Annotated in this window: 20 protein-coding genes; 11 read left to right on the forward strand and 9 right to left on the reverse strand. The window is 65.7% G+C overall.

From position 1 onward, the window contains the following. The first annotated feature begins 197 nt into the window (after positions 1-197). Entirely contained in the window at positions 198-989 is a 792-nt protein-coding gene (locus AC1DWU_RS10880) for a siderophore-interacting protein (protein WP_477149991.1), read from the forward strand. A 4-nt stretch (positions 990-993) separates the two neighbouring features. On the opposite strand, the gene AC1DWU_RS10885 is transcribed toward AC1DWU_RS10880, so the two are convergent. The 3 genes from AC1DWU_RS10885 to pncB form a co-directional block, all read right to left on the reverse strand. After that, entirely contained in the window at positions 994-1,308 is a 315-nt protein-coding gene (locus tag AC1DWU_RS10885) for a hypothetical protein (RefSeq protein WP_477149992.1), read from the reverse strand. A gap of 91 nt (positions 1,309-1,399) precedes the next feature. Continuing rightward, positions 1,400-2,155, reverse strand: a complete 756-nt coding sequence (locus tag AC1DWU_RS10890; protein WP_477149993.1) for a hydroxypyruvate isomerase family protein — start codon at positions 2,153-2,155, stop codon at positions 1,400-1,402. A gap of 25 nt (positions 2,156-2,180) precedes the next feature. Then, positions 2,181-3,488 (reverse strand): nicotinate phosphoribosyltransferase, encoded by a 1,308-nt coding sequence (gene pncB, locus AC1DWU_RS10895; protein WP_477149994.1) that lies wholly within the window; start codon positions 3,486-3,488, stop codon positions 2,181-2,183. Positions 3,489-3,657: 169 nt separating this feature from the next. On the opposite strand from pncB, the gene AC1DWU_RS10900 reads away from it, so the two are divergent. The 9 genes from AC1DWU_RS10900 to AC1DWU_RS10940 all read left to right on the forward strand — a co-directional run bounded on the left by AC1DWU_RS10900 (position 3,658) and on the right by AC1DWU_RS10940 (position 15,446). Continuing rightward, a complete protein-coding gene (locus tag AC1DWU_RS10900) occupies positions 3,658-5,370 on the forward strand; it encodes a DUF6311 domain-containing protein (protein WP_477149995.1) in 1,713 nt (570 codons plus the stop codon). Between the two features lie 73 nt (positions 5,371-5,443). After that, positions 5,444-6,397, forward strand: a complete 954-nt coding sequence (locus AC1DWU_RS10905; RefSeq protein WP_477149996.1) for a sugar-binding transcriptional regulator — start codon at positions 5,444-5,446, stop codon at positions 6,395-6,397. Between the two features lie 161 nt (positions 6,398-6,558). Then, a complete protein-coding gene (locus AC1DWU_RS10910; RefSeq protein ID WP_477149997.1) occupies positions 6,559-7,863 on the forward strand; it encodes an ABC transporter substrate-binding protein in 1,305 nt (434 codons plus the stop codon). Positions 7,864-8,110: 247 nt separating this feature from the next. Next, the gene (locus tag AC1DWU_RS10915; RefSeq protein WP_477149998.1) at positions 8,111-8,980 is read left to right on the forward strand and encodes a carbohydrate ABC transporter permease; all 870 of its coding nucleotides are present in this window, start codon (positions 8,111-8,113) and stop codon (positions 8,978-8,980) included. Positions 8,981-8,990: 10 nt separating this feature from the next. Beyond that, positions 8,991-9,818, forward strand: a complete 828-nt coding sequence (locus AC1DWU_RS10920) for a carbohydrate ABC transporter permease (protein WP_477149999.1) — start codon at positions 8,991-8,993, stop codon at positions 9,816-9,818. A 10-nt stretch (positions 9,819-9,828) separates the two neighbouring features. Next, positions 9,829-10,830 (forward strand): ABC transporter ATP-binding protein, encoded by a 1,002-nt coding sequence (locus AC1DWU_RS10925; RefSeq protein WP_477150000.1) that lies wholly within the window; start codon positions 9,829-9,831, stop codon positions 10,828-10,830. Positions 10,831-10,884: 54 nt separating this feature from the next. Continuing rightward, on the forward strand, positions 10,885-12,363 hold the full coding sequence (locus tag AC1DWU_RS10930; protein WP_477150001.1) for a mannitol dehydrogenase family protein: 1,479 nt from the start codon (positions 10,885-10,887) through the stop codon (positions 12,361-12,363). A gap of 602 nt (positions 12,364-12,965) precedes the next feature. Then, positions 12,966-14,114: a mandelate racemase/muconate lactonizing enzyme family protein gene (locus tag AC1DWU_RS10935; protein WP_477150002.1), complete on the forward strand. Its 1,149-nt coding sequence runs from the start codon at positions 12,966-12,968 to the stop codon at positions 14,112-14,114. Positions 14,115-14,279: 165 nt separating this feature from the next. Beyond that, a complete protein-coding gene (locus AC1DWU_RS10940; protein ID WP_477150003.1) occupies positions 14,280-15,446 on the forward strand; it encodes an ROK family transcriptional regulator in 1,167 nt (388 codons plus the stop codon). On the opposite strand, the gene AC1DWU_RS10945 is transcribed toward AC1DWU_RS10940, so the two are convergent. The 6 genes from AC1DWU_RS10945 to AC1DWU_RS10970 all read right to left on the reverse strand — a co-directional run bounded on the left by AC1DWU_RS10945 (position 15,443) and on the right by AC1DWU_RS10970 (position 22,155). Next, on the reverse strand, positions 15,443-16,840 hold the full coding sequence (locus AC1DWU_RS10945) for a xylulokinase (RefSeq protein ID WP_477150004.1): 1,398 nt from the start codon (positions 16,838-16,840) through the stop codon (positions 15,443-15,445). The two genes, AC1DWU_RS10940 and AC1DWU_RS10945, sit on opposite strands and share 4 nt — an antisense overlap. Next, complete coding sequence (locus AC1DWU_RS10950) at positions 16,837-17,769, reverse strand: ABC transporter permease (protein ID WP_477150005.1); 933 nt, start codon at positions 17,767-17,769, stop codon at positions 16,837-16,839. Before AC1DWU_RS10950 ends, AC1DWU_RS10945 begins: the two co-directional genes overlap by 4 nt. Beyond that, positions 17,766-19,253, reverse strand: coding sequence for a sugar ABC transporter ATP-binding protein (locus AC1DWU_RS10955; protein ID WP_477150006.1), 1,488 nt, complete (start codon positions 19,251-19,253; stop codon positions 17,766-17,768). The genes AC1DWU_RS10950 and AC1DWU_RS10955 overlap by 4 nt, the downstream gene beginning before the upstream one ends. A 2-nt stretch (positions 19,254-19,255) precedes the next feature. Next, positions 19,256-20,185 (reverse strand): sugar ABC transporter substrate-binding protein, encoded by a 930-nt coding sequence (locus AC1DWU_RS10960; RefSeq protein WP_477150007.1) that lies wholly within the window; start codon positions 20,183-20,185, stop codon positions 19,256-19,258. Between the two features lie 129 nt (positions 20,186-20,314). Next, a complete protein-coding gene (locus AC1DWU_RS10965) occupies positions 20,315-21,373 on the reverse strand; it encodes a malate/lactate/ureidoglycolate dehydrogenase (protein ID WP_477150008.1) in 1,059 nt (352 codons plus the stop codon). Further along, positions 21,370-22,155 carry an IclR family transcriptional regulator gene (locus tag AC1DWU_RS10970; RefSeq protein ID WP_477150009.1) on the reverse strand — a complete coding sequence of 262 codons (786 nt, stop codon included), beginning with the start codon at positions 22,153-22,155 and terminating at the stop codon, positions 21,370-21,372. The genes AC1DWU_RS10965 and AC1DWU_RS10970 overlap by 4 nt, the downstream gene beginning before the upstream one ends. A gap of 211 nt (positions 22,156-22,366) precedes the next feature. Here AC1DWU_RS10970 and AC1DWU_RS10975 point away from each other — a divergent pair, with 211 nt between their 5' ends. Continuing rightward, a complete protein-coding gene (locus AC1DWU_RS10975; protein WP_477150010.1) occupies positions 22,367-23,704 on the forward strand; it encodes an aspartate aminotransferase family protein in 1,338 nt (445 codons plus the stop codon). Positions 23,705-23,706: the final 2 nt, after the last annotated feature.

Below are 23,706 nucleotides of genomic sequence, written 5' to 3' on the forward strand. Positions count from 1 at the left end.
AACCTCCATGCGTCGGCCCCTGCCGATCGCTGTCTTTGTGCCGGCCCTTGCCGGTCGCTTCGGCACTAGAAATAGGCGACCGGCATTCCCTCGAATAGCGCACCGCCTACGCAAGGGATTGTTTGATCCGATCGAACAATCCCACCTTGCACCGAGTTAACTTGACCGCTGCTGCCTCGCCCAGCTAAATCTTGACTATGAACGTCATAAATAGATCGCTCGAACGCATCCGGCTCGAAACTCGCATCCGCATCCTCGACGTCGCCTCGGTCGTCGACATCACCCCGCACATGCGCCGTATCCGGCTCACCGGACCCGAACTGGAAGGTTTCCAGTCCCCGGGTCACGCCGACCACGTCAAGGTGTTCCTGCCCTCGGACGGCAAGCCGCTGCCGCGCCCTGAGCGCCATCCCAACGGGCTCGCCTGGCCTGACGAGGTGTCGAAGCCGTTCCTCCGCGATTACACCCCGCGCTACTTCGATCCGGTGGCCCTCACCCTCGACCTCGATTTCGTGCTGCACGGCGACGGACCCGCCTCCGAGTGGGCCGCGCAGGCGAAACCCGGCGACCAATTGATGATCGGCGGCCCGCGCGGCACCATTCGCGTGCCCGAAGCCTTCGACTGGTACTTCATCGCCGGCGACGAAACGGCGCTCCCCGCCATCGGCCGCCGCATCGAGGAACTGCCGACGGATAAGCCGGCGATCGCCATCATCGAGGTCCCGGAAGCCGCCGACGAACAGCGCTTCGAAACCAGTTCACCGGTCCAAATCCACTGGATCCACCGCAATGGCCGCGAGGCCGGCGCCGAAAACCTGATCCTGCCTGCGGTCACCGAGATCGGCTTCCCCGCGGGCGAAGGCTTCGCCTTCGTCGCCGGCGAAGCGCAGATGGCCAAGTCGCTCCGCCACCACCTCGTCGCCCGCGGCTTCAACAACGACTACATCCGCGCCGCAGGCTATTGGCTAAGGGGCGAAGCCGGGGACTGACTGGCTACTGCTTGATGGTCAGCCTGCCGGGGTTTCGCAGTTGCGGCCGGGTGCTTGATGACGGCGTGTCGAGCACGCAGTTGGCCATCGCCGTCTGGTAGGCGCGCATCACGCGAACCTTGCACTCGCCATAGAGCACCGATGTGAGTGGGTAGATCGCACAACCCGCATCATCGATGTTGAACTGTACCAGCGCCTTTTGCAGGCAATCGGACTTTGCTGCGTCGTCCTTGGGAGCGGCAAGAGAGGTGCCGACGACAAGCGCGCCGACGAAAAATGCAAGGCTACGGACAAGATGGAGTCGAGTGGGAGAGCGCATCTGGACCTCCTCCTGGATCGGCCTCGACGCTGCCACACGCGAGCTTAACTCAGGCTGAGCCCGCTGTCTCCGTTCCGTTCATCTCCCGCCGCTACGCCAGCTCGCGAAACTTCAGCGTCTCCACCGTCGGCCCGCTCGGCTTGTACTCGAGCCCGATCAGCCCGTCATAGCCCTGCGCCGCCAGCCACTCGAGCCGCTCGGCATAATCCATGCGGCCGCTGCCCGGCTCGCCGCGACCCGGCGTATCGGCGAGATGCACGTGCACCACCCGGTCGAGGCGCCCGCTGAGCACTTCGATCTCTTCGCCCATCACCGCCGCGTGGTAGATATCGTAGAGCAGCTTGATCTCGGGCCGCGCCACCTCATCGACGATATCGAGCCCCTCCTCGGTCGAGGTGAGGTAGTAGCCCGGATGGTCCACCCGGTCGTTGAGCGGCTCCAGCGCCAGCACCACGCCCGAACCTTCGAGCAGCTTCGCCGCTTCCTTGAGCACCTTGACGATCGCCGCATGCTGCGCCGCGCGCGCCACGCCCGGCTGGTTGTCACCGGCCTGCGCAATGATCACCCTGGCCCCAAGTTGCAGCGCCGCCGCCAGCGAAGTGCGCACCCCTTCGAGGAACCACTGGTGCGATTCCGGATTGGTCAGCGGCGCGATCGGCTCGCACAGAATTCCCGCCAGCGTCAGTCCGGTTTCGTCGAGCGCCAACTTGATGGCATCGCAGTCCTTGTTGGAGAAACGCCAGAACTCGACGGCGTCGAGCCCCGCGGCCTTGGCCGCACGGACCCGGTTGGCAACGTCAGGCTCTTCGGTGGCGAACAGCCACTCGATGCAGGCGGAATAACGCATGAGACCTCAGAAAATAGTTCGTCGGCTAGACGGTAACTTTGTGGGAGACCCGGCCCTTGTCGCCGAAGATCCTGATGTAGCGGCGAATCTCCGCCGCGTCGCCGGTGGCCTTCTCGGGATTGTCCGAGAGCTTCACGGCTGGATGGCCATCGGCCTCGCTGACCTTGCACACCAGCGAGATCGGCTCAAGCTGCGGATTAGGCCACGGCGAGCAACCTGAGAAATCGTTGGTGAGGTTGGTGCCCCAGCCAAAGGCCATGCGCACCCGTCCATGGAAGTGACGATAGGCCTCTTCGATCATGTCGACATCGAGCCCATCGGAGAAGATCAGCAGCTTGTCGCGAGGGTCGCGCCCACGCGCCTTCCACCACTCGATGATCTTCTCGCCGCCCTCGATCGCGGGAGCGCTGTCCGGCCGGAAGCCGGTCCAGTCGGCCACCCAGTCGGGCGCATCGCGGAGGAACGCGTCGGTGCCGAACGCATCGGGCAGGACGATCTTGAGATTGCCGCCGTAATAGCTCTCCCAGTCCTGCAGCACCTGGTACGGCGCCTCTTTCAGCGCCTCTTCGTTCGGCGCGATCGCCGCCAGCACCATCGGCAGCTCATGCGCATTGGTGCCCAGCGCTTCGAGATCGTTGTCCATCGCCAGCAGCACGTTCGAGGTGCCGGTGAACACCTCGAGCCCCAGCCCTTCCTTCAGCGCCTCGACGCACCAGCGCTGCCACAGGAACGAATGCCGACGCCGGGTGCCGAAATCCGAGATGCGAAGCTCCGGCAGCTTCTTCAGCCGCTCCACCTTCTCCCACATCTTGGCCTTGGCTCGCGCATAGACCACGTCGAGCGCGAACGGCCCGTAAGCCTTCAGCGCCGATCGGCTGCGCAGCTCGTTGATGATCGCCAGCGCCGGGATCTCCCACATCGTGGTCTCCACCCACTTGCCGTGGAAGGTCAGCTCATACTGCCCATCGCGCTTTTCGAGGTGGTAGTCCGGCAGCCGGAACCCGGCCAGCCAGCGCAGGAACTCCGGCGAGAAAATCTGCTTGGAGCCATAAAAACTGTTACCCGCCAGCCAGATCATCTCCTTCTTGCCGAAGCGGAGCGTCCGCGCATGGTCGAGCTGCGCCCGCAGCTCGCCCTCGTCGATATCGTCGGCGAGGCGGACCGAGGTCTTGCGGTTGATCAGCGAGAAAGTGGCGTCGACCTTGGGGTAAAGCCCCCAGATCATCTGCAGCATCAATAGCTTATAGAAGTCCGTATCGAGCAGGCTGCGCACGATCGGATCGAGCTTCCAGGTATGATTGTAGACCCGCCGGGCAATATCCGTCTTCGGCATCAGGCTTCCCTTCACTCGTCCGACACCTCTAGGCGGATCGGGCGAAAAAGAAAAGAGCGCTATATCGCCAAGTGACGATGGACGCGCCAAAACGCTTCCTTCACCACCGGCGCGGTACTGAGAGTGGATGGCGGCTGCGCGCCAGGCTAGGTGGATTGCCGGTAACCGAATGAGCGCAACGGGGGCAGCAGAGCTTCACGAGCCGGCGCGCCTGCGCCCGGCGAACGTCGCTGCGAGCCTCGAAACGCCGGCCATCGTCCCCGCCATCCTCATCGGCATCATCGCGTTCGTCATCGTGCGCGGCATCGCCCCGCTCGATCCCACCAACATCCTCTGGCTCGATGAGCGTGATCGCGCCATGCACACGCTCGGCTGGTGGTGGTTCTCCATGGCGCCTTGGGGCTGGCCACCCGGCGCCAGTCCGCTCAATGGGCTCGAACTCGCCAACAGCGTCGGACTGTCCGATTCCCTGCCGCTATTTGCCTTCCCGTTCAAGCTGATCGCCAACTGGCTACCTATGCGCTTCCAGTACTGGGGCTATTGGGAGCTGCTCTGCTTCGTCCTGCAGTCGCTGTTCGCCGTGTTGATCGCCCATCAGCTGAAGCTCAGCCGGCCGATGGCATTGATCGCCGCTATGTTCTGCGTGTTCCAGCCGGCCTTCCTGATGCGGCTCGACGTGCATATGGCGCTGGCCGGTCACTGGACCATCCTCGCCGCCGTCTGGCTCTATCTCCGTCGCCCGATGCCGCTCTGGGCCTGGCCGTTGCTGCTGGCGACCGTGTCGGCCATTCACGGCTACCTGCTGGTGATGGTGTTCGCCATCTGGGGCGCTTCGCTCGCGGCACGGCTGTGGCGCGGCGAGTTGCGTCCGCTGGTCACCGTTGCCGAGCTGTCGTTCGCCGGCCTCGGCATCGCCCTCGTGCTCTGGGCCGCCGGCATCTTCACCGTCGGCTCGATGGAGAGTTACGGTTTCGGCCTCTTCCGCATGAACCTGCTTGGCCCGGTCAACCCCGCCTTCTTCCAGTTCATCGTCCCCGGCGTGCCCATCAACCGCTTCGAATGGGAGGGCGTGAACTATGTCGGGCTCGGCATTTTCGCCCTCATCGCCGTGGTCGCCGTCACCTTCCGCCCCGCCAATCTCGCGCCGCTGTTCGGGCCGCGCTTCCTGCCGCTGGTGTTGGTCGCGGTCGGCCTCGCGATCTTCTCGCTGAGCCACCGCGTCGCCTTCGGCAGCATCGAGCTGTTCGAGTTGCCGCTGCCGGCGCAGCTCGAAAAGTTCCTCACCACCTTCCGCAGTTCTGGCCGCATGTTCTGGCCGCTCGGCTACCTGCTGGTCTTCGCGCTCCTGACCCTGCTGTCGCGCCAGCTGCGCAGCACTCCAGCCCTGATCGTCGCCTGCCTTGCACTCGCGCTGCAACTGACTGACCTGCAACTGGGTATCCGGGCGCTCAAAGTCGGGCCCGATCGCACCGGCACAACCTGGCGCACCATGCTCACCTCGCCCGCCTGGGAGGCGCTCGCGCCGCACTACCAGCGTGTCCGCGCCATCCCGGTGGAGAACGAGGGCACCAACTGGCGCGAGCTCAGCTGGTTCGCCGTGACTCACAAGCTGCCCACCGACGCAGTCTATCTCGGGCGCGTCGACCCCACAGCGCTGGCCAATGCTGCAGCGGTCGGCGAAGCGGCGCTGCGCGATGGCAGCTTCGATCGCGGGGCGATCTATGGCCTCAACAGCCGTGCCGCCCGCCGCGTGCTCCTGCATCTCGGACCGGACGATGTCCTCGCCCCCATCGACGGCCTGATCCTCTTCGCCCCCGGGGGCAAGCCGATCCTCGACGCCGCCGGCATCAAGCTTTCGCCTTTCGTCGCAGTGCGCCGCTAAAGCCGAACAATCCCCTTGCGGGCAAAAGCCCATTGCGTGAGTATCCGCCCGTTTCGGACAGGATTTTCCGGCCATGGCGCCACGACAGGACACTTCGGGCAACCGGCTCGACGACGCTGCCCGCGCCGGCTGGCTCTACTACGTTGCCGGCAACAACCAGGAAGAGATCGCCAAGAAGCTCGGTGTGTCGCGCCAGACCGCCCAGCGCCTCGTTTCGCTGTCGATCTCGGAAGGCCTGATCAAGGTTCGCCTCGATCACCCGATCGGCCGCTGCATGGAGCTCGCCGAAAAGCTCCGCACCCGCTACGCACTGGATCTCGTCGAAGTCGTCCCCTCCGATCCGGGTTCCACCTCCACCGTGCTCGGCCTCGCCCAGGCGGCCGCCGCCGAAATCGAGCGCCGGCTGAAGGGTGACAAGCCGATCGTCCTCGGGCTCGGCACCGGCCGCACGCTGAAGGCCGCGATCGACCAGCTGTCGCCCATCGAGGCGCCGCAGCACAAGATCGTCTCGCTTACCGGCAACATCGCGCCTGATGGCTCGGCCGCCTTCTACAACGTCATCTTCTCGATGGCCGACGCGGTGAAGGCCCGCAGCTTCCCCATGCCGCTGCCGGTCATCGCCTCGTCGGCGGCGGAGCGCGAGGCGCTGCATAGCCAGCCCATGGTCCGCGATACCCTGTCATTGGCCGCTCAGGCCGACGTGACCTTTCTCGGGCTGGGCGACCTCGGCCCGGACGCGCCGCTCTATCTCGATGGCTTCATCTCCGAGCCGGAGCTGAAGGCGTTGCAGAAGGCGGGCGCCATCGCTGAGATTCTTGGCTGGGCCTTCGACGCCAACGGCAAGCTGATCGATGGGCTGACCAATGACCGGGTGGCCAGCGCCCCCCTGCCTTCGCGAGAGTCGTCGCTAGTCGTGGCAATCGCCATGGGCAAGCAAAAATTGCCCGGCATCCGCGCCGCGCTCAACCGCCGGTTGGTAAACGGTTTGCTTACAGACGAAGCCACGGCTGAAGGCCTGCTGGCCTAACCCTAACCCCCTGAATTCATAGCGATACCGCCAAAGCACCCTCACAGGACGCGCTGTCGCGCCGCCCTGTGGATAAATCAACCGCTTGACTTTATCGACCGAAGTATGAGTATTTGCCCATCACCGATACAAATGCTCGTATCGGAAAAGGGAGGATATCGATGAAACTGCTACCGCTTCTCGCGGGCGCCATGCTTGTTGCGCTTGCCGGCTCGGCTTCCGCCGAAACCATCACCATCGCCACGGTGAACAATGGCGACATGATCCGCATGCAGAAGCTGACGGACGATTTCACGGCCAAGAACCCGGACATCCAGCTCGAGTGGGTTACCCTCGAGGAGAACGCGCTGCGCCAGAAGGTCACCACCGACATCGCCACCAAGGGCGGCCAGTACGACGTCGTGACCATTGGCACCTACGAAGTTCCGATCTGGGCCAAGCAGGGCTGGCTGGTACCGCTGGACAATCTCGGCACCGACTACGACGTCGATGACCTGCTCCCCGCCATCCGTGGCGGCCTGTCGCTGGACGGCAAGCTTTATGCCGCGCCGTTCTACGGCGAGAGCTCGATGGTCATGTATCGCAAGGACCTGATGGAGAAGGCCGGGCTCACCATGCCCGACGCCCCGACCTGGGACTTCATCAAGGAAGCCGCAGACAAGATGACCGACCGCGCCGCCGGCATCAACGGCATCTGCCTCCGCGGCAAGGCCGGCTGGGGCGAGAACATGGCGTTCCTCACCGCTATGTCGAACTCCTTCGGCGCCCGCTGGTTCGATGAGAACTGGAAGCCGCAGTTCGACCAGCCCGAGTGGAAGGACACGCTGCAGTTCTACGTCGACCTGATGAAGGCCGATGGCCCGCAGGGCGCTTCGTCCAACGGCTTCAACGAGAACCTGGCGCTGTTCCAGCAGGGCAAGTGCGGCATGTGGATCGACGCCACCGTCGCCGCCTCGTTCGTTACCGGCAAGGACTCGACCGTCGCCGACAAGGTCGGCTTCGCGCTCGCTCCCGACAAGGGCCTCGGCAAGCGCGGCAACTGGCTCTGGGCTTGGTCGCTCGGCATTCCCGCCGGCACCCAGAAGGCGGAAGCCGCCCAGAAGTTCGTCGCCTGGGCAACCTCGAAGGGCTATCTCGATCTGGTTGCCAGCAAGGAAGGCTGGGCCAACGTGCCGCCGGGCACGCGCAGCTCGCTCTACGCCAACCCCGAGTACCAGGCGGCCGCCCCCTTCGCCAAGATGACGCTCGACTCGATCAATGCCGCCGATCCGACCAAGCCGACCGTCAAGCCGGTCCCCTATGTCGGCGTGCAGTTCGTCGCCATCCCCGAGTTCCAGGGCATCGGCACCACCGTCGGCCAGCTGTTCTCGGCAGCGCTCGCCGGCCAGTCCAGCGTCGACGATGCGCTGAAGCAGGCCCAGGACGTTACGACCCGCGAAATGACCAAGGGCGGGTACATCAAGTAGCCTCCCGAGGCGACTTGGGGCCGCCGGCCAGTCCTCTAGCTGCCGGCGGTCCACTTTCTACCTCACTCACCGGCGTCATCCCCGCGAAGGCGGGACCCAGCGGGATGTAACAGCCTCCACTCGTGTTGCAGCATCCCACCAGGTTCCCGCCTTCGCGGGAATGACACCAGTTGAAGAGCATTCGAACCACAACGGCCCGGGCATCCCGGGCCTGATATTGAACCGGCGTTAAGGGGAGAGAACGCCAATGGCCACGCGACAGTCGCGCACGCTCGCGCGCATCATGATGGCGCCTTCGGTCCTCGTCCTGCTTGTCTGGATGATCGTGCCGCTGGTGCTCACGCTCTGGTTCAGTTTCCAGAACTACAACCTGCTGAACCCGGTCACGAGCTTTGCCGGCTGGACCAACTACTATTACTTCCTCACCGATCCGGCGTTCCTGCAGGCCATCGGCAACACCCTGATCCTGGTGATCGGCGTGCTCGCCATCACCGTCATCGGCGGCATCTTCCTGGCGCTGCTGCTCGATCAGCCGATGTTCGGCCAGGGGATCGTCCGCATCCTCGTCATCTCGCCGTTCTTCGTCATGCCGCCAGTCGCCGCGCTGGTCTGGAAGAACATGCTGATGAACCCGGAATACGGCCTCTTCGCCGATATCGCCCGGGCCTTCGGCCAGCAGCCGGTCGATTGGTTCGCCCAGTTCCCGCTGTTCGCCATCACCATCATCGTCGCCTGGCAGTGGCTGCCCTTCGCGACGCTGATCCTGCTCACCGCGCTGCAATCGCTCAGCGAGGAGCAGAAGGAAGCCGCCGAGATGGACGGCGCCAACGCTGTCCGGCGCTTCATCTACATCATCCTGCCGCACATGGCCCGGGCGATCACCGTGGTGATCCTGATCCAGACCATCTTCCTCCTCGCGGTGTTCGCCGAAGTGCTGGTCACCACCAATGGCGGGCCCGGCTACAACTCGACCAACCTCGCCTTCCTCGTCTACCGCACCGCGCTCCTCAGCTTCGATGTGGGCGGCGCCTCCGCCGGCGGCGTCATCGCCGTCATCCTCGCCAACATCGTCGCCATCTTCCTGATGCGCGCCGTCGGCAAGAACCTGGACGCTTGAGGAGCTCGAGATGGCACGCGAAGTTACCATGCAACGGAAGCTCACCTTCACCGCCCTCGCCTGGCTGGTGGCCTTCCTCCTGTTCTTTCCGATCCTGTGGACCATCCTCACCAGCTTCAAGACCGAGGCCGAGGCCATCGCCTCGCCGCCGACCATCATCCCCACCTGGACGCTGGAGAATTATTTCGAGGTGCAGTCGCGCTCGGACTACTTCCGGCACTTCTTCAACTCGGTCTGGATCTCGGTCGGCTCCACCCTGATCGCGTTGCTCATCGCCATCCCCGCCGCCTGGGCCATGGCCTTCACTCCCACGCCCAAGACCAAGGACGTGCTGATGTGGATGCTGTCGACCAAGATGATGCCGGCGGTCGGCGTGCTGGTGCCGATGTACCTGATCTTCCGCGATCTCGGCCTGCTCGACACGGTCTGGGGGCTGACCACGGTGCTGACCCTGATCAACCTGCCGATCGTCATCTGGATGCTCTACACCTACTTCAAGGAAATCCCGGTCGATATCCTCGAGGCCGCCCGGATGGACGGCGCCATCCTCTGGAAAGAGCTGGTCTACATCCTCGTGCCGATGGCCGTTCCCGGCATCGCCTCGACCCTGTTGCTCAACATCATTCTCGCCTGGAACGAAGCGTTCTGGACCATCAACCTGACGGCGTCCAAGGCCGCGCCCTTGACCGCCTTCATCTCGTCCTTCTCGAGCCCCGAGGGGCTGTTCTGGGCCAAGCTGAGTGCAGCTTCGACCCTCGCCATCGCGCCGATCCTGGTTCTGGGCTGGATCAGCCAGAAGCAGCTGGTGCGCGGTCTCACCTTCGGCGCCGTGAAATAGGGGATTTCAAATGGGCTCCATCACTCTCGAACACGTCAACAAGACCTTCGGTGGCCACCAGGTGATCCCCGATGTCTCGCTGGAGATTGAAGACGGCGCCTTCGTCGTCTTCGTCGGGCCCTCGGGGTGCGGCAAATCTACTCTCCTCAGATTGATTGCCGGCCTCGAGGACACGACCGGCGGCCTGATCAAGCTCGATGGCGTCGACGTCACCGACAAGGGTCCGGCGCATCGCGGCCTCGCCATGGTGTTCCAGTCCTATGCGCTCTACCCGCATATGACGGTGCGCCAGAACATCAACTTCCCCCTGAAGATGGCCAACATCGACAGGGCCGTCGCCGACAAGAAAGTCGATGACGCGGCGCGCGTCCTCAACCTCACCGACTACCTCGACCGCAAGCCCCGCGCCCTCTCCGGCGGCCAGCGCCAGCGCGTCGCCATCGGCCGCGCCATCGTGCGTGAGCCCAAGGCGTTCCTGTTCGACGAGCCGCTTTCGAACCTCGACGCGGCCCTGCGCGTCAACATGCGGCTCGAGATCACCGAGCTGCACCAGCAGCTGAAGACCACCATGGTCTACGTCACCCACGACCAGGTCGAAGCCATGACCATGGCCGACAAGATCGTGGTGCTGAACGCCGGCCGGGTCGAGCAGTACGGCACGCCGATGGACCTCTACAAGCGCCCGGCCAACAAGTTCGTCGCCGGCTTCATCGGCTCGCCCAAGATGAACTTCTTCGATGGCGCCGCCGCCGAAAAGTACGGCGCCGCTTCGATCGGCGTCCGCCCCGAGCACCTGCGGATTTCCAAGGAGTCCGGCGATTGGGCCGGCCATGTGGGGGTTGCCGAACACCTGGGCTCGGATACCTTCCTCCACGTGCATGTGGATGGCGCCGGCCTCCAGACCGTTCGCACCGAGGGCGACACCAGCTTCTCGCACGGCGATCCGGTCTGGCTCACCCCCGACCCCGAACGCATCTATCGCTTCGACCACTCCGGTCTGGCGCTGCGCTGAATACTGTCCGGGCCGCATCTCAAAGGGGTGCGGCCTCATCTTGACGAGGTTGCCATGCCGATCGAACTCGCCGCCGACCAGTTGCCCGAGATTTCCGAGCTCGCCGCAGTTCCGCATTACCGGCAGTCCGACCTCAAGGCGGGGATCCTGCATTTTGGCGTCGGCAATTTCCACCGCGCCCACCAGGCGGTCTATCTCGATGCACTGTTCAACCTCGGCCTCGACCACGACTGGGCCCTCGTCGGCGCTGGTGTGCGTGACGCCGACGCGGCGATGCGCTCGACCCTCGAAGCGCAGAACTGGCTGACCAGCGTCGTCGAGCAGGAGGCGCATGAAAGCCACGTACGCGTCACCGCCCCGATGGTGGATTTCCTGAAGCCCGGCGACACCAATACCATCATCGCCAGGCTCACCGACCCGGCGATCCGCATCGTCTCGCTCACCATCACCGAGGGCGGTTACTACATCGATCCGGCGAGCCAGCGCTTCGACCCAACGCACCCCGATATCCGCAACGACGCCGAGCATTTCGACACCCCGCGCACCGTCTTCGGCCTGATCCTCGCCGGCCTGAAGCGCCGCCGCGACGCTGGCGTTGCCCCGTTCACCGTGATGAGCTGCGACAACATCCCGGGCAACGGTCACGTCGCGCAGAACGCCGTCGTCGGGCTGGCAAGGCTGGTCGACTCCGAGCTGGCGCAATGGGTCGAGAAGGCAGTCGCCTTCCCCAACGGTATGGTCGATCGAATCACCCCCGCCACCGGCGCCCGCGAGAAGAAGCTGATCGCCGACGAGTTCGGCATAGCGGATCGCTGGCCGGTGTTCTGCGAAGCGTTCAAGCAATGGGTGCTGGAGGACAACTTCCCGCTCGGCCGCCCGGCGCTCGAAAAAGTCGGCGTACAGTTCGTCAAGGATGTCGCGCCGTTCGAGCTGATGAAGATCCGCATCCTCAATGGCGGCCACGCCACCATCGCCTATCCGGGCGGCCTGATGGACATCCACTTCGTCCACGAGGCGATGGAAGAGCCGCTGATCCGCGAGTTCCTCGAAAAGGTCGAGCGTGACGAGATCATCCCCATCGTCCCCCCCGTCCCTGACACCAATCTCAACGACTACTACAAGCTGATCGACCGGCGCTTCTCCAACCCCAAGATCGGCGACACCATCCAGCGCCTCTGCCTCGATGGCTCCAATCGCCAGCCCAAATTCATCCTCCCTTCGGTCACCGATCGTCTCGCCCAAGGCAAATCCATCACCGGCCTCGCCCTCGTCTCGGCCCTCTGGGCCCGCTACTGCTACGGCGAAACCGACAGCGGCAAGCCAATCCCGCCCAACGACCCCAACTGGGACCGCCTCACCGCCCTTGCCAAACAAGCGAAGACCGACCCCAAGGCCTGGCTGTCGATGACCGATATCTTCGGCGACCTCGCCACCGACCCGGTCTACGTCGCCGCCTTCACCCACGCGCTGTCGACACTATGGAAGGTGGGAACGCGGGAGACGCTGAAGCACTACCTGGCGGGGACGCTGTAGCCGCAGGAGCGCCCCAACCCACCGGCCGTCATCCCGGCGAAAGCCGCGACCCACTGCTCAGGCAGTCGGTCTGGGCACCGGCCGTGCCGGTCCATCACGGCAAGGTCGGAGGGCTAAGAGCGAGTGCATGACCCAGTGCACTGGGTCCCGGCTTTCGCCGGGATGACGGCTTGTGCGAGTGGAAAGAGCGAACAAAGCGAAAGAACTTATCCCCCCACTCTGCACCCCGAGTATCCTCCCCCCGTCACCCACACGGGCGCGGTCGCGTACGGACGGTCGGTGGGGCGACTTCGGTGCTGGGGGAGCCGTCCCCTGGCGGCCGCGGCTATGGGCACCCGTCCACCGTTTCCGTGCTTGGCACGGCGTGCGAACGCTTCCTCATGGTCCCCGCAAAAACCCCGAACAGTTCCGGCGTGGCGACGGCCTTCATATTGCGGACTACCCGCGTGGTCGAAGCCGCGCCGGAACCGCCCGACTTATTGAACGCCCGGAGCCGCGAGGCTGCCGGTTTATCCGCTCGTCCAATTGACTCCGCCTGATCAATCAGGGCCCCCTCACCACCAACCGAGCGGGACAACCCCGCCGCCGAGGAGCGCATCGAATTGAAGATCACCGCCATCAAGCCCTACGCCGTCTGGGTGGGCATCCGTAACCAGCTCGTCGTCAAGATCGAGACCGACGAGGGCATTTTCGGCTGGGGCGAAAGCGGGCTGTCGGGGCGCGAGAAGGCCGTGGTCGGCGCGCTCGAGCACTACACCGAAATCCTCATCGGCATGGACCCGTTCCAGATCGGCCACATCTGGCAGCTGCTTTATCGCAGCCAGTATTTCGAGGGGGGCCGCGTGCTGCAGGCGGCGATCTCGGCCATCGACATCGCGCTCTACGACATCAAGGGCAAGGCGCTGGGCGTGCCGGTGCACCAGTTGCTCGGCGGCAAGCAGCGCGACAGGATTCCGACCTTCGCCAGCACTTCGGGCGAGCCCGGTCCCGAAATGATCGAGCAGGCCAAGATGCTGATCGAGCACGGCTGGAACGCCATGCGCCTCTCGCCCTCGGGCCATGGCGAAACCATCTACGAACCGCGCGAGCACATCGGCAAGACCGCCAAGTGGATGACCAAGGCGCGCGAGGAGCTCGGCGAGGACGTTATCCTCGGCATCGATTTCCACCACCGCCTGTCGGTCGCCGAAGCCGCGAGCTTCTGCCAGAAGATGCCGTCGGGCACGCTCGACTTCCTCGAGGAGCCGATCCGCGACGAGACCCCCGAAGCCTACGAGTCGCTCCGCACCCTCACTGACATCCCCTTCGCCATCGGCGAGGAATTCGCGTCGAAGTGGCAGTTCCTGCCCTACATCGAACGCGGCATCCACCAGTTCAACCGCCTCGACGTCTGCAATGTCGGCGGCCTCACCGAGTCGATGAAGATCGCCGGCTGGAGCGAGGCCCATTACGTGGACATGATGCCGCACAATCCGCTCGGGCCGATCTGCACTGCGGCCACTATTCATTTCTCCGCGGCCGTCGCTAACTTTTCCTGGCTCGAGACCCGCTCTAGTCCCGCCGAGAATCTCGGCTTCGATAACTCGGAGTTTTTCCCGGTGCAGCCGCGCCTCGAAGGCGCGCATTATCCGGTCAGCGACGCGCCCGGCCTCGGCATTGAGGTCAACGAGGAACTGATCAAAAAGCAGAGTTTCAAATTCTGGCAGGCGCCCATGCTGCACCGCCGCGATGGTTCTGTGACCAATTGGTAGTGTTATGCCGGGTTGACGCCTCGCCCCGCGATCCCACTTAGTACTTGTGGACGCAGGAATCGAACCTCAGCCCATACTTGGGCTGGGGATCGTTGCTTCGGCGTCAATTTGAGTCGCGGCGGGGTGGTGGAATTGGCGGACTTTTTTGAACCTGCGGAGCGGGGTGTGCAGCACGCCAGCCTGCGCGCCGCCAATCGTCGCGCCGTGCTGACCGCCATTGCGTTCAACCCCGGCCTCTCCAATGCCGAGGTCTCCCGCCGCACCGGCCTGGCGCCGCAGACCGCCTCGGCCATCGTCAGCGAGCTCGAGGACGATGGGCTGATAACCCGCGGCGAAGTGCTGCGTGGCCGTCGGGGCCAGCCGGCCACACCGCTCCATCTCGATTATTCCGGCGCCTACAGCATCGGCTGCGAAATATCCTGGCAGCACATCGACGTCGCGCTCATCAACGTGGGCAGCGAGGAGCTGGGGCGCTACCGGCGCGATTTCGCTTATCCCGATGCGCAGACCATCGTCGAGGAAGCGGCCCGCGCAATTGCCGCGCTCGTCGCCAAGCTCAGCCCCGAAAAGCAGCAGCGTCTCGCCGGCATCGGGCTGGCGACCCCGAGCAATATGGGCAGGCTGATCCGGCTGATCGATCCACCAGAGCACCAGCTGTCGCTATGGGCGGAACTCGACCTGCGCAGCGCCATCGAGACTGCTACGGGCCTGCCGACCACCTGGTTCAACGACGGCAACTGCGCCTGCTTCGCCGAAATGGTGATGTCGCCGCCGCCCCGCCCACCCAACCTCGTGCACCTGTTCGTGTCGACCTATCTGGGCGCCGGCATCACGGCCGAACACACGCTGTGGGAAGGCCCGACCGGCAACTCCGCCAATCTCGGTTCCATGCTGGTCAACGGCCATGATGGCCATCCCCGGTTCGGGCACGACCTTGCCTCCACCACTGCCCTCAGCCGCCGCCTCGCCGAGAGCGGCATCCGTATCCCCGTCGACGCTCCCGCCGCGTGGCCGTGGCAGGATTGGAAGGAACAGGTGGAGCCCTGGATCGAGGAAGCCGGCATCGCCATGGCCGAGATCATCTTCAACACTGCCGCTGTGCTCGAGATCGACCAGGCGATCATTGATAGCGCGGTCCCGCAGGAGATCGTCGAGCGGCTCGTCGATGCTACCCAGCGAGCACTGTCCGATCTCGACGCGGCCGGCTTCAAGCGCCCGCGGCTGGTTGCCGGCAAGCTCGGCGCCTTCGCCGCACCGCTCGGCGCCGCGCAATTGACGCTTTTCCGCCGGCACTTCTCGCGCAACCTCGGCGATATGCTCGCCGAAGCCTAGCCCCGCGCCAGCTCGCGCAGCATCGCCGTCGCCCGGTCGAACGCCCGCGCCTGCCGTGCGATCCGCTCGGCCCGGTCGGCCCGCGGCCGGTACACCCGGCCTTGCGCCGCTGCCCGCGAAGTCAGCCCCAGCGCCTTGGCCGCGATCCGGTACGCCCCGAGGCTCGCCGCCAGCACCGGATGCGCCGGCACCGTCACCTCGCGCCCCAGCACATCGGCCATGACCTGCGGCCAGACCGCACTCTGCGCGCCGCCGCCCACCAGGTAGACCGGCCCCGCCGCCCCCATTGCCCGCACATTGGCGGCAATGGCGAACGCCACACCCTCCAGCGCCGCGTAATAAAGTGCCCCCGCGCCGTCGGTGGCTGATACATTGGCAAACCCGGCCCTCAGGTCCAGATCAACGAAGGGAGTGCGCTCGCCATTGAGATACGGCAGGAACAGCGCCCCACCGGGCGACGCATCTGCTTCCCCGGCCATGCGCTCGGCCTCCGGCAGCGTCAGCCCTAGCGTCTCGCGCGCCCAAGCCGCCGCCGCACCCGCCGAGAGGATCGGGGCGACCTCGATCAACCCGCCATGCAGCGGATGCGCCAGCCGATAGTACGGTCGTGGCGTCCGTTCGGTCACCGCAGTGACACCCGCCACCCAGCCGCTGGTGCCAAGATAGACGCTCACCTCGTCCGCCTGCTCCGCCCCGCTCCCGATGGTCGTCGCAGCGGCATCCCCGCAGCCATTGATCACCGGGGTACCCGCAGGCAACCCCAGCGCCTCCGCCGCCCTGGCGGTGAGCCCACCCAGCACAGTCTCCGCCGCGAGGATCGGCGGCAGCAGGCCCCGATCGACATCGAGCAGTTCGACCAGTTCCCCGGACCAGTCCCGCGTCGCGATGTCCATCAGCCCGCTCGTGCTGGCACAGCTCGGATCAGTCGCTGCCACGCCGGTGAGCCGCAGCGCCAGAAAATCCTTCGAACCCGGCAGCACCCACTCGGCCCCCTTGGGCCCGAGCGCCAGCAGCTTGAACGCCGTCATCAGCGGCCGCGGTGCATTACCGAGAATTGCCGTCGCGTCCGCCGCCTCGAGCCGCCCCGCCACCGCCTCGAACGCCCCGGTGCCGATCGGGTCCGAGTAGAGCGCCGCCTCCCGCACCGGCACCCCGGTGGCATCGACCGCGATCAGGTTCTCCATCATCCCGGTGAGCGAGATCGCCGTCACCCCATCGAGGGGCAGCTTCCACACCGCCTCGACCGCCGCCCGCCACCAATCCTCCGGCGCCCGCCGATGTGGCGCGATCGCCGCGGGATAACCCGCATCGGTCGTCGCGATCACCGCCCCATCATCGGCAAACACCGTCGCCTTCAGCGCCGAACTGCCGCAATCGAGAACCAGCACGCTCATCGCCCGCGCCCCACGCGCCGCAGCAGCACCGCAACGATGATGATCACTCCGGTGAGAATGCGCTGCACGAACGGCTCCACGCCCACGATCGTCATGCCATTGACCATCACCCCGGTGATCGCCACGCCCAGCAGCGTCCCCGCCACCGTCGGCGCACCGGTCGGCGAGGCCGTGGTGCCGATGAACACCGCCGCATAGGCCGGCAGTAGCAGCGGCTCGCCCATCGTGTGCTGCACGCTGCCTAGCCGCGACGCCAGCAACAACCCGGCCAGCGCCGACAGCCCGCCGGCAATCGCAAACGTCACGATCACGTCGCGCACGATCGGCAACCCGGCCAACCGCGCCGCCTGCGCATTGCCGCCGATCGCCTTGAGCCGCCGCCCGAACTCGGTCTGCGTCAGGACGAACGCCGCGATGCCCAGCACGCCGACGATCCAGAACCCCAGCACCGGAATGCCGAAGATGTCGCCCCTGCCCAACGCCTTGAACCCCTCCGGCACCGACTGGAACAGGCTCTGCCCGCCGCTCAGCCCAAACGCAAAACCCGAGAGGATCGTCCCGAGCGCCAGCGTCGCGACGAACGACGGAATGCCGAAGCGCGCCACCAGTACGCCATTGGCCGCCCCGCCGACGATCCCCACCAGCAGCGCCGCCGGCACCGCCAGCCACACGTCATAGCCCTGCCCGAACAGCACAAAACAGATCACCGCCGCGAGCGAGGCCGAGAACCCTACCGACAGGTCGAATTCCGAGATCGTCATCACCAGCGTCGCTGCCGTCGCGACGATCGCCAGCGTCGCCATCTGCTGCACCAGGTTGAACACATTGGCCGGCGAGGCGAACGCCGCCGGCGCCGCGATCGAGAAGCCGATACACAGCAACACGAACGCGATCAGTGTGCCGAAACGATTGAGATTGGTGCGGGTCACGCCGCCTCCCGGGACTGCGCGGCCGCCGACAGCGCCTCCGCGCTCGCCTCCGCGCGGGTGAAAATCCTGACGATGCCGCCCTGCCGGAACACCGCGATGCGATCGCCCAGCTCCAGCGCCTCGTCGCGGTCCGAGGTCGAGACGAGCACTGCGTTGCCATCGGCGGCGATCGCCCGGATGATGTCCTTGATGGTGGCCTTCGCCATCACATCGACGCCCTCGGTGGGCTCGTCGAGCAGCATCACCCGCGAGTGCCGGTTGGCCCAGCGCGAGAAGATGAGCTTCTGCTGGTTGCCGCCCGAAAGCGTCCGCGCCAGCTGCTTCGGGTCGCGATAGCTGAGCGACACCCGCTCGGCCGCAACGAGAAACTCCGCCCGCTCCGCCTTGGTGTCGGGCACCGGCAACCCCCGCATGCGGCGATAGCCGGAGAGTAGCGGCAGCGTCTTGTTGAAGATGAGGTCCTCTGCAAGGAACAGCCCGCTGCGATGCCGGTCTGCCGGCACACAGGAGACGCCACGTCCGATAGCCTGTCGCGGAGAACGCGGCGCAAAGGCCTCGCCTTCGAGCCGCATTGCGCCGCTCCACGGGATCGCCCCCCAGATCGCATTGAGCAGGCTCGAGCGCCCCGACCCAGCCAGTCCGTACAGCGCCAAAACCTCGCCCGCGTGCACATCGAGCTGGGCCGGCCGCGTCAGGTCGCCTGCCGTCACACCGTCGATCTCGATGATCTTGGGCGCCGTCGTATCAGTCGTCCTTGTCGAACGCTCCGAGGCGCTGCCGCCCATCGCCGCGATCATCGCCTCGGGCTTCACTTCGCCTGCACCGAACCGCGCGACGATCCGCCCATCGCGGATCACCACTGCGCTGCCGCAGAAGTCCGCAATCTCATCGAGCCGGTGGCTGACGAGAATGATCGAGGTCCCCCGCTCCCGCGTCCGCCGCAACACCTCGTAGAACCGCTCGGCATCCTCCGCCGGCAGCGCCGCGGTCGGCTCATCGAGGATCAGCAACCGCCCCTTGTCGGCAATGGCGCGCAACAGCCGCACGAACTGCCGTTCCGCCGGCGGCAGGAACATCACCGGCACATCGAGGTCGAGTTCCGGGGCAATGGCCCGCGCAACCTCGGCAATCGCCGCCCGCATCGCCTTGCGGTCGATCCGCCCGAAGCGCCGCGGATACGCCCGCCCGAGATAACAGTTCTCGACCGTATCGAACCCCGGCACCAGCGGCGCGTCTTGATGGATCACCCGGATCCCAGCCGCATAGGCGTCATGCGCCGAGTGGAAATCCACCGGCACGCCGTCGATGCGGATCTCGCCCGCATCCGGGCGGTCAGCACCGGCTATGATCTTGATCAGCGTCGATTTGCCGGCGCCGTTTGGCCCCACAAGCCCGAGCACCTCGCCCTCGGAAAGGGCGAGGCTCACATCCTCGAGCGCATGGGTCGCGCCGAAGCGCCGGCTGATCCCTCGGAGGTCCAGCAACGTCAGGGACAGGTAACGCCGAGGCTCTCGCGGGTGATCAGTTCCACCGGCGCGTAGAGCTCGTCCGCACTGGCGGGACCACCGGCGAGGATGGTGTTGAGCTCCGTGGCCGCGATGTTCGCCATCTCGCCGAAGCCCTGCCGCACTGTGCCGACATAGGCCGTGCAGCCCTTGATCAGCTCGATCGCCTGCGGGTTGCCGTCGATGCCGGCAATCACGATCCCCTTGCGGCCCGAAGCTTCCACCGCGAGCTGCGCGCCGATGCCCGGCTCGTCCCAGCCGGCCCACACCGCGTTGATCGCGCCGTCGCCCGGGTTCGCCAACAGCATCGCATCCATCGCGGCACGGCTGTCATCCACCTGGCCCGGCACCGCCACGTAGTGGTCAGCCACCTGCTTCACATCCGGGTTCGCCTTCAGCGCCGCATCGAGCGCCAGCTCACGCTGGTGCACGCCCGGGTGCGCCGAATAGAAGAAGCGCACGATGTTGCCCTTGTTGCCGATCTGGTCGAACAGGAACTTGGTCATCGTCTCGCCGAGCACATAGTTGTCGGAGGTGACGTTGAGCACGCTCGAGGCGTTCTTGGCGCCATCGATGGTGATCACCGGCACGCCCGCGGCCTTGGCCTTGTCGACCTGGTCCTGGATCTGCGCAGGATCGACAGACACCAGGACGATCGCGTTGGCGCCGCTGGTCGTCGCATCCTCGACGCGGCTGGCGAACGCCGCCATGTCGCCGGCCGTATCGACCACGTCGACGGTCCACTGATACTCGGCCGCCTTGGCCTTGAACGCCTCGATCATCTCGCCCGTCGCTATCGCCGCGAGGAACGGGGTGATCACCGACACCTTCTCGCCGGCAGCCAGCGCCGCAGGGGACACGCCGAGTGAAAGGGTTGCCGCGAGCCCGAGGGCTGCGATGACTTTATGCATGGGATTATCCTCCAGAATTTCCGGCAACATTATCGGCGCGGTGGCAACCCGCAAAGCCCTCCCAACGTGGAATTCGTCCGGTCCGGACGTCAGAACTGCCGCGGCGAACCGCCGCTCGTCACCTGTGCGTCAGCCGACCTCGAACCCCTTGAGCCCAACATCGCGCGCTGCCGCTTCCAGCTGATCGAGCGTAGCCGTGTCGACTGGAATGCCTTCAGCGCTCCGCTTCGTCTTCGTTTCCAGCTCCGGCATCCCCGGCAGCTTCACCGAGCCACCAGCCTCGTTCTCCGAGAGCACCCAGCCGAGCACCGACTCCATCTCCGCCGCGAACGGCCCTGCCGTCCCCAGCCGCTCCGGCGAGACGATCACCGAGAACATCGAGTTGATCACCGCGCCACTGCCGTCCTTCTCGTGCTGCGTTGGCGCACCCACCATTGCCGCGCCCAGCAGTTCACAGGCCAGCATCAGCCCCCATCCCTTGTGCTCGCCGAACGTCGTCAGCGAGCCCTGCGGCGTTTCGAACAGCGCACCGGGGTTGATCGTCGGCTTGCCCTGGTTGTCGAGCAGCGCCCCGGGCGGCAACTCCACGCCCTTGTTGTGCGCCACGCGCACCTTGCCGGCCGCCAGCTTCGATGTGGCGAAATCCACCACCACGGGCGGGGCATCGGCCCTCGGGAACCCCGCAGCAAACGGATTGGTCCCGAGCCGCGACTGCGTCCCGCCGAACGGTGCGACGATGGCCCCTGCAACCACGTTGACGAAGTGGATGGACACCATCCCCGCCGCCGCGCACTGCTCGGCCCAGTGGCCGATACGGCCGATGTGATGGCTGTTGCGCAGGCTGACGATGGCGCTGCCCTCATCCCTGGCGCGGGCAATCCCCAGCGCCATTGCATCATGCGCCATCACCTGGCCGGCGCCCTGGCCCGCATCGCAGATCAGCATCGCGCCGGTGTCGACGTCGACCTTGAGGCTCTGGTTCAACACCATGCCGCCCGAACGCACGCCCTTGATGTACATCGGCACCACGCCGACCCCGTGAGAGTCGTGGCCGCGCAGGTTCGCCTCCACCAGATGCTCGGCGATCAGTTGCGCTTCCCGCAGCTCCGACCCCGCGGCGCGGAAGACACTTATGGTGCTCGCCTGCAGCCGTTCCCACGGCACGAGGTGTGTTTTGGTCTCGGTCAAAATGCGGTTCCTTGCGCGGCTAGATGTGTGGAGATCCGTCTGGCCGCGCCCTTTAGCGCATCTGCCGCGACGATGGTAAGTTCGGGCTTCATCCGCCGCTCGGGCGCCGACAGGCTCATCGCTGCCACCGGATAGCCAGTCCGGTCGAGGATCGGCACGCCAATGCACATCACTCCATCCTCGTTCTCGCCCACCTCGATCGCGTAGCCGCGCCGCCGCACGTCATCCACCTGCCGGCGCAGCTTGTCGGCATCGGTCAGCGTGTTGATGGTCCGCTGCGGCAGGCCACGCTCGCGTAGCGCCGACGCGGCTGCATCCGGCAGGAATGCCATCATGGCCTTGCCCAGCGAAGTCGAATGCGCCGGGTGCCGGCGCCCGATCCGAGCCTCCGCCTTCAGCGGCCGAACTGTCGGCTCCAGCATGTCGATATAGACCACCTCATTCTCCGACAGCACGGCGAGGTTCACCGTCTCGTGGAACGTCTCCATCAGCGTCCGCATCTCGGGCTGGGCGATATCGCGCAGCCCCTGCAACTCTTGGTCGACCCGCGCCAGCGAGCGGAACTTGCTGCCCACGCCATAGCGGTCGCGCTTCAGGTCGTGCTCAAGGAACTGCGCCGCCGACAGCGTCTGCAGGTATCGGAACACTGTGGTCTTGGGCAGCTTCAGCTCGTGCACCGTCTCGGTCAGCGTCACGTGGTGCCCCTGCCGCGCCACGTAATCCAGCACCTGCAGGGCCTTCATGACAGGGAGAACGACATAGTCGTCGCCAGACTTGCTCATCGCTTCACCACTTCGAATTGATCCCGGCTGGTCGGAAGAACGGGCCGCCGCCTGCCGCTCGTCGTCCTACATAATGGAACGACATCGAACCTCCCGCCTAGAATGTAGTGGCAATCCAGTCCCCCCTTTTTTCCGCCTCGCGAAACGGGCGGCCATTTACAACATTCGGGGCGTCGGGCCAGTTGGACCGCAAGAACTGAGGAGACCTGCGTTGACCGTTACATCACCCACCGCTGCGTCGCGTCCGCTCAACTTCGACAAATCCATCGAGGCGATCCGCACCAATTCGCAGTGGATCTCCGGTGGCGTGAACAGCAACTTTCGTCTCAACATCTCGCCCACTCCGCTGGTGTTCGAACGCGGCGAAGGCGCCTACCTCTACGACATCGATGGCAACAAGCTGATCGACTACTACCTCGGCATGGGCCCGATGATCCTTGGCCATAAGCCGCAGGCGCTGGTCGATGCGGTGAAGTCGCAGATCGACAACGGGATCCTGTTCGCCGGGCAAACCGCCATCGAGGCTGAGGCCGCCCGCCTTGTCTGCGAGATGGTGCCGTCGGCCGAGCGCATGCGCTTCGGCTCCTCCGGCTCCGAGGTCGACCAGGCCGCGATACGCCTCGCCCGTGCCGCGACCGGCCGGACCAAGATCCTGAAGTTCGAAGGCCACTATCACGGCTGGTTCGACAACGTGCTGTGGTCGACCGCCCCGGCCATCGACGCCGCTGGCCCCGCTGATGCGCCGGTCCCGGTCGCTGGCAGTAAGGGCCAGCTCAAGGATACCGCCGACACCCTGGTCGTCCTCCCCTGGAACAACCTCGAGCTGCTGACGGCCCGGCTTGCGCAGGGCGATATCGCCGCCGTCATCATGGAAGCCGCGATGTGCAACCAGGGCTCCATCCACCCCGCCGCCGGCTATCTTGAAGGCGCGCGGGAGGCCTGCACCAGGACCGGCACCGTCCTGATCTTCGACGAAGTCATCACCGGCTTCCGCCTCGCCGCCGGCGGCGCGCAGGAACTGTTCGGCGTCACACCCGACCTCTCGACCTTCGGCAAGGCCATCGCCAACGGCTTCCCGGTGGCGGCAGTCGCCGGCCGCGCCGACCTGATGGACATGTTCACCTCGGGTGGCGTCGTCCATGGCGGCACCTATAACGCCCAGCCCATCGCCATGGCGGCAACTGCCGCGACGCTTAAGTCGCTGACCCCGGCGCTCTACAAGAAGATCGGCGCCGCCGGCACCGCCCTGCAGGAAGGCTTCAAGGAGATCTTCGCCTCGGCCGGCGTCACCGCATCTGTCGTCGGCTTCCCGCAGGTCTTCCACGTGGCGCTCGGTCTCGACCAGCCCGCCCGCGACTACCGCGATCTCGCCAAAATGAACCGCCCCGCCTACATCGCGCTGACCACTGCCCTGATGTATCGCGGCGTGCGCGCCCTCGAACGCGGCGCCTGGTTTCTCTCCAGCGAGCACGATGCCGGCGTCGTCAACGACACCCTCGTCGCGATGAAGGACGCCGTGCGCGAGCTCAAGGCCAAGGGAACCCTGTAGCC

It is taken from the genome of Devosia sp. P2_G7 (assembly GCF_056403495.1).

Excerpts from the sequence above, each read along its gene's own strand:
- AC1DWU_RS10915 (WP_477149998.1), top strand. The coding sequence starts at position 8,111 with ATGGCCACGCGACAGTCGCGCACGCTCGCGCGCATCATGATGGCGCCT.
- AC1DWU_RS10970 (WP_477150009.1), bottom strand. The coding sequence starts at position 22,155 with ATGAGCAAGTCTGGCGACGACTATGTCGTTCTCCCTGTCATGAAGGCC.
- AC1DWU_RS10885 (WP_477149992.1), bottom strand. The coding sequence starts at position 1,308 with ATGCGCTCTCCCACTCGACTCCATCTTGTCCGTAGCCTTGCATTTTTC.
- AC1DWU_RS10905 (WP_477149996.1), top strand. The coding sequence starts at position 5,444 with ATGGCGCCACGACAGGACACTTCGGGCAACCGGCTCGACGACGCTGCC.
- AC1DWU_RS10910 (WP_477149997.1), top strand. The coding sequence starts at position 6,559 with ATGAAACTGCTACCGCTTCTCGCGGGCGCCATGCTTGTTGCGCTTGCC.
- AC1DWU_RS10960 (WP_477150007.1), bottom strand. The coding sequence starts at position 20,185 with ATGCATAAAGTCATCGCAGCCCTCGGGCTCGCGGCAACCCTTTCACTC.
- pncB (WP_477149994.1), bottom strand. The coding sequence starts at position 3,488 with ATGCCGAAGACGGATATTGCCCGGCGGGTCTACAATCATACCTGGAAG.
- AC1DWU_RS10945 (WP_477150004.1), bottom strand. The coding sequence starts at position 16,840 with ATGAGCGTGCTGGTTCTCGATTGCGGCAGTTCGGCGCTGAAGGCGACG.
- AC1DWU_RS10900 (WP_477149995.1), top strand. The coding sequence starts at position 3,658 with ATGAGCGCAACGGGGGCAGCAGAGCTTCACGAGCCGGCGCGCCTGCGC.
- AC1DWU_RS10920 (WP_477149999.1), top strand. The coding sequence starts at position 8,991 with ATGGCACGCGAAGTTACCATGCAACGGAAGCTCACCTTCACCGCCCTC.
- AC1DWU_RS10890 (WP_477149993.1), bottom strand. The coding sequence starts at position 2,155 with ATGCGTTATTCCGCCTGCATCGAGTGGCTGTTCGCCACCGAAGAGCCT.
- AC1DWU_RS10925 (WP_477150000.1), top strand. The coding sequence starts at position 9,829 with ATGGGCTCCATCACTCTCGAACACGTCAACAAGACCTTCGGTGGCCAC.
- AC1DWU_RS10930 (WP_477150001.1), top strand. The coding sequence starts at position 10,885 with ATGCCGATCGAACTCGCCGCCGACCAGTTGCCCGAGATTTCCGAGCTC.
- AC1DWU_RS10880 (WP_477149991.1), top strand. The coding sequence starts at position 198 with ATGAACGTCATAAATAGATCGCTCGAACGCATCCGGCTCGAAACTCGC.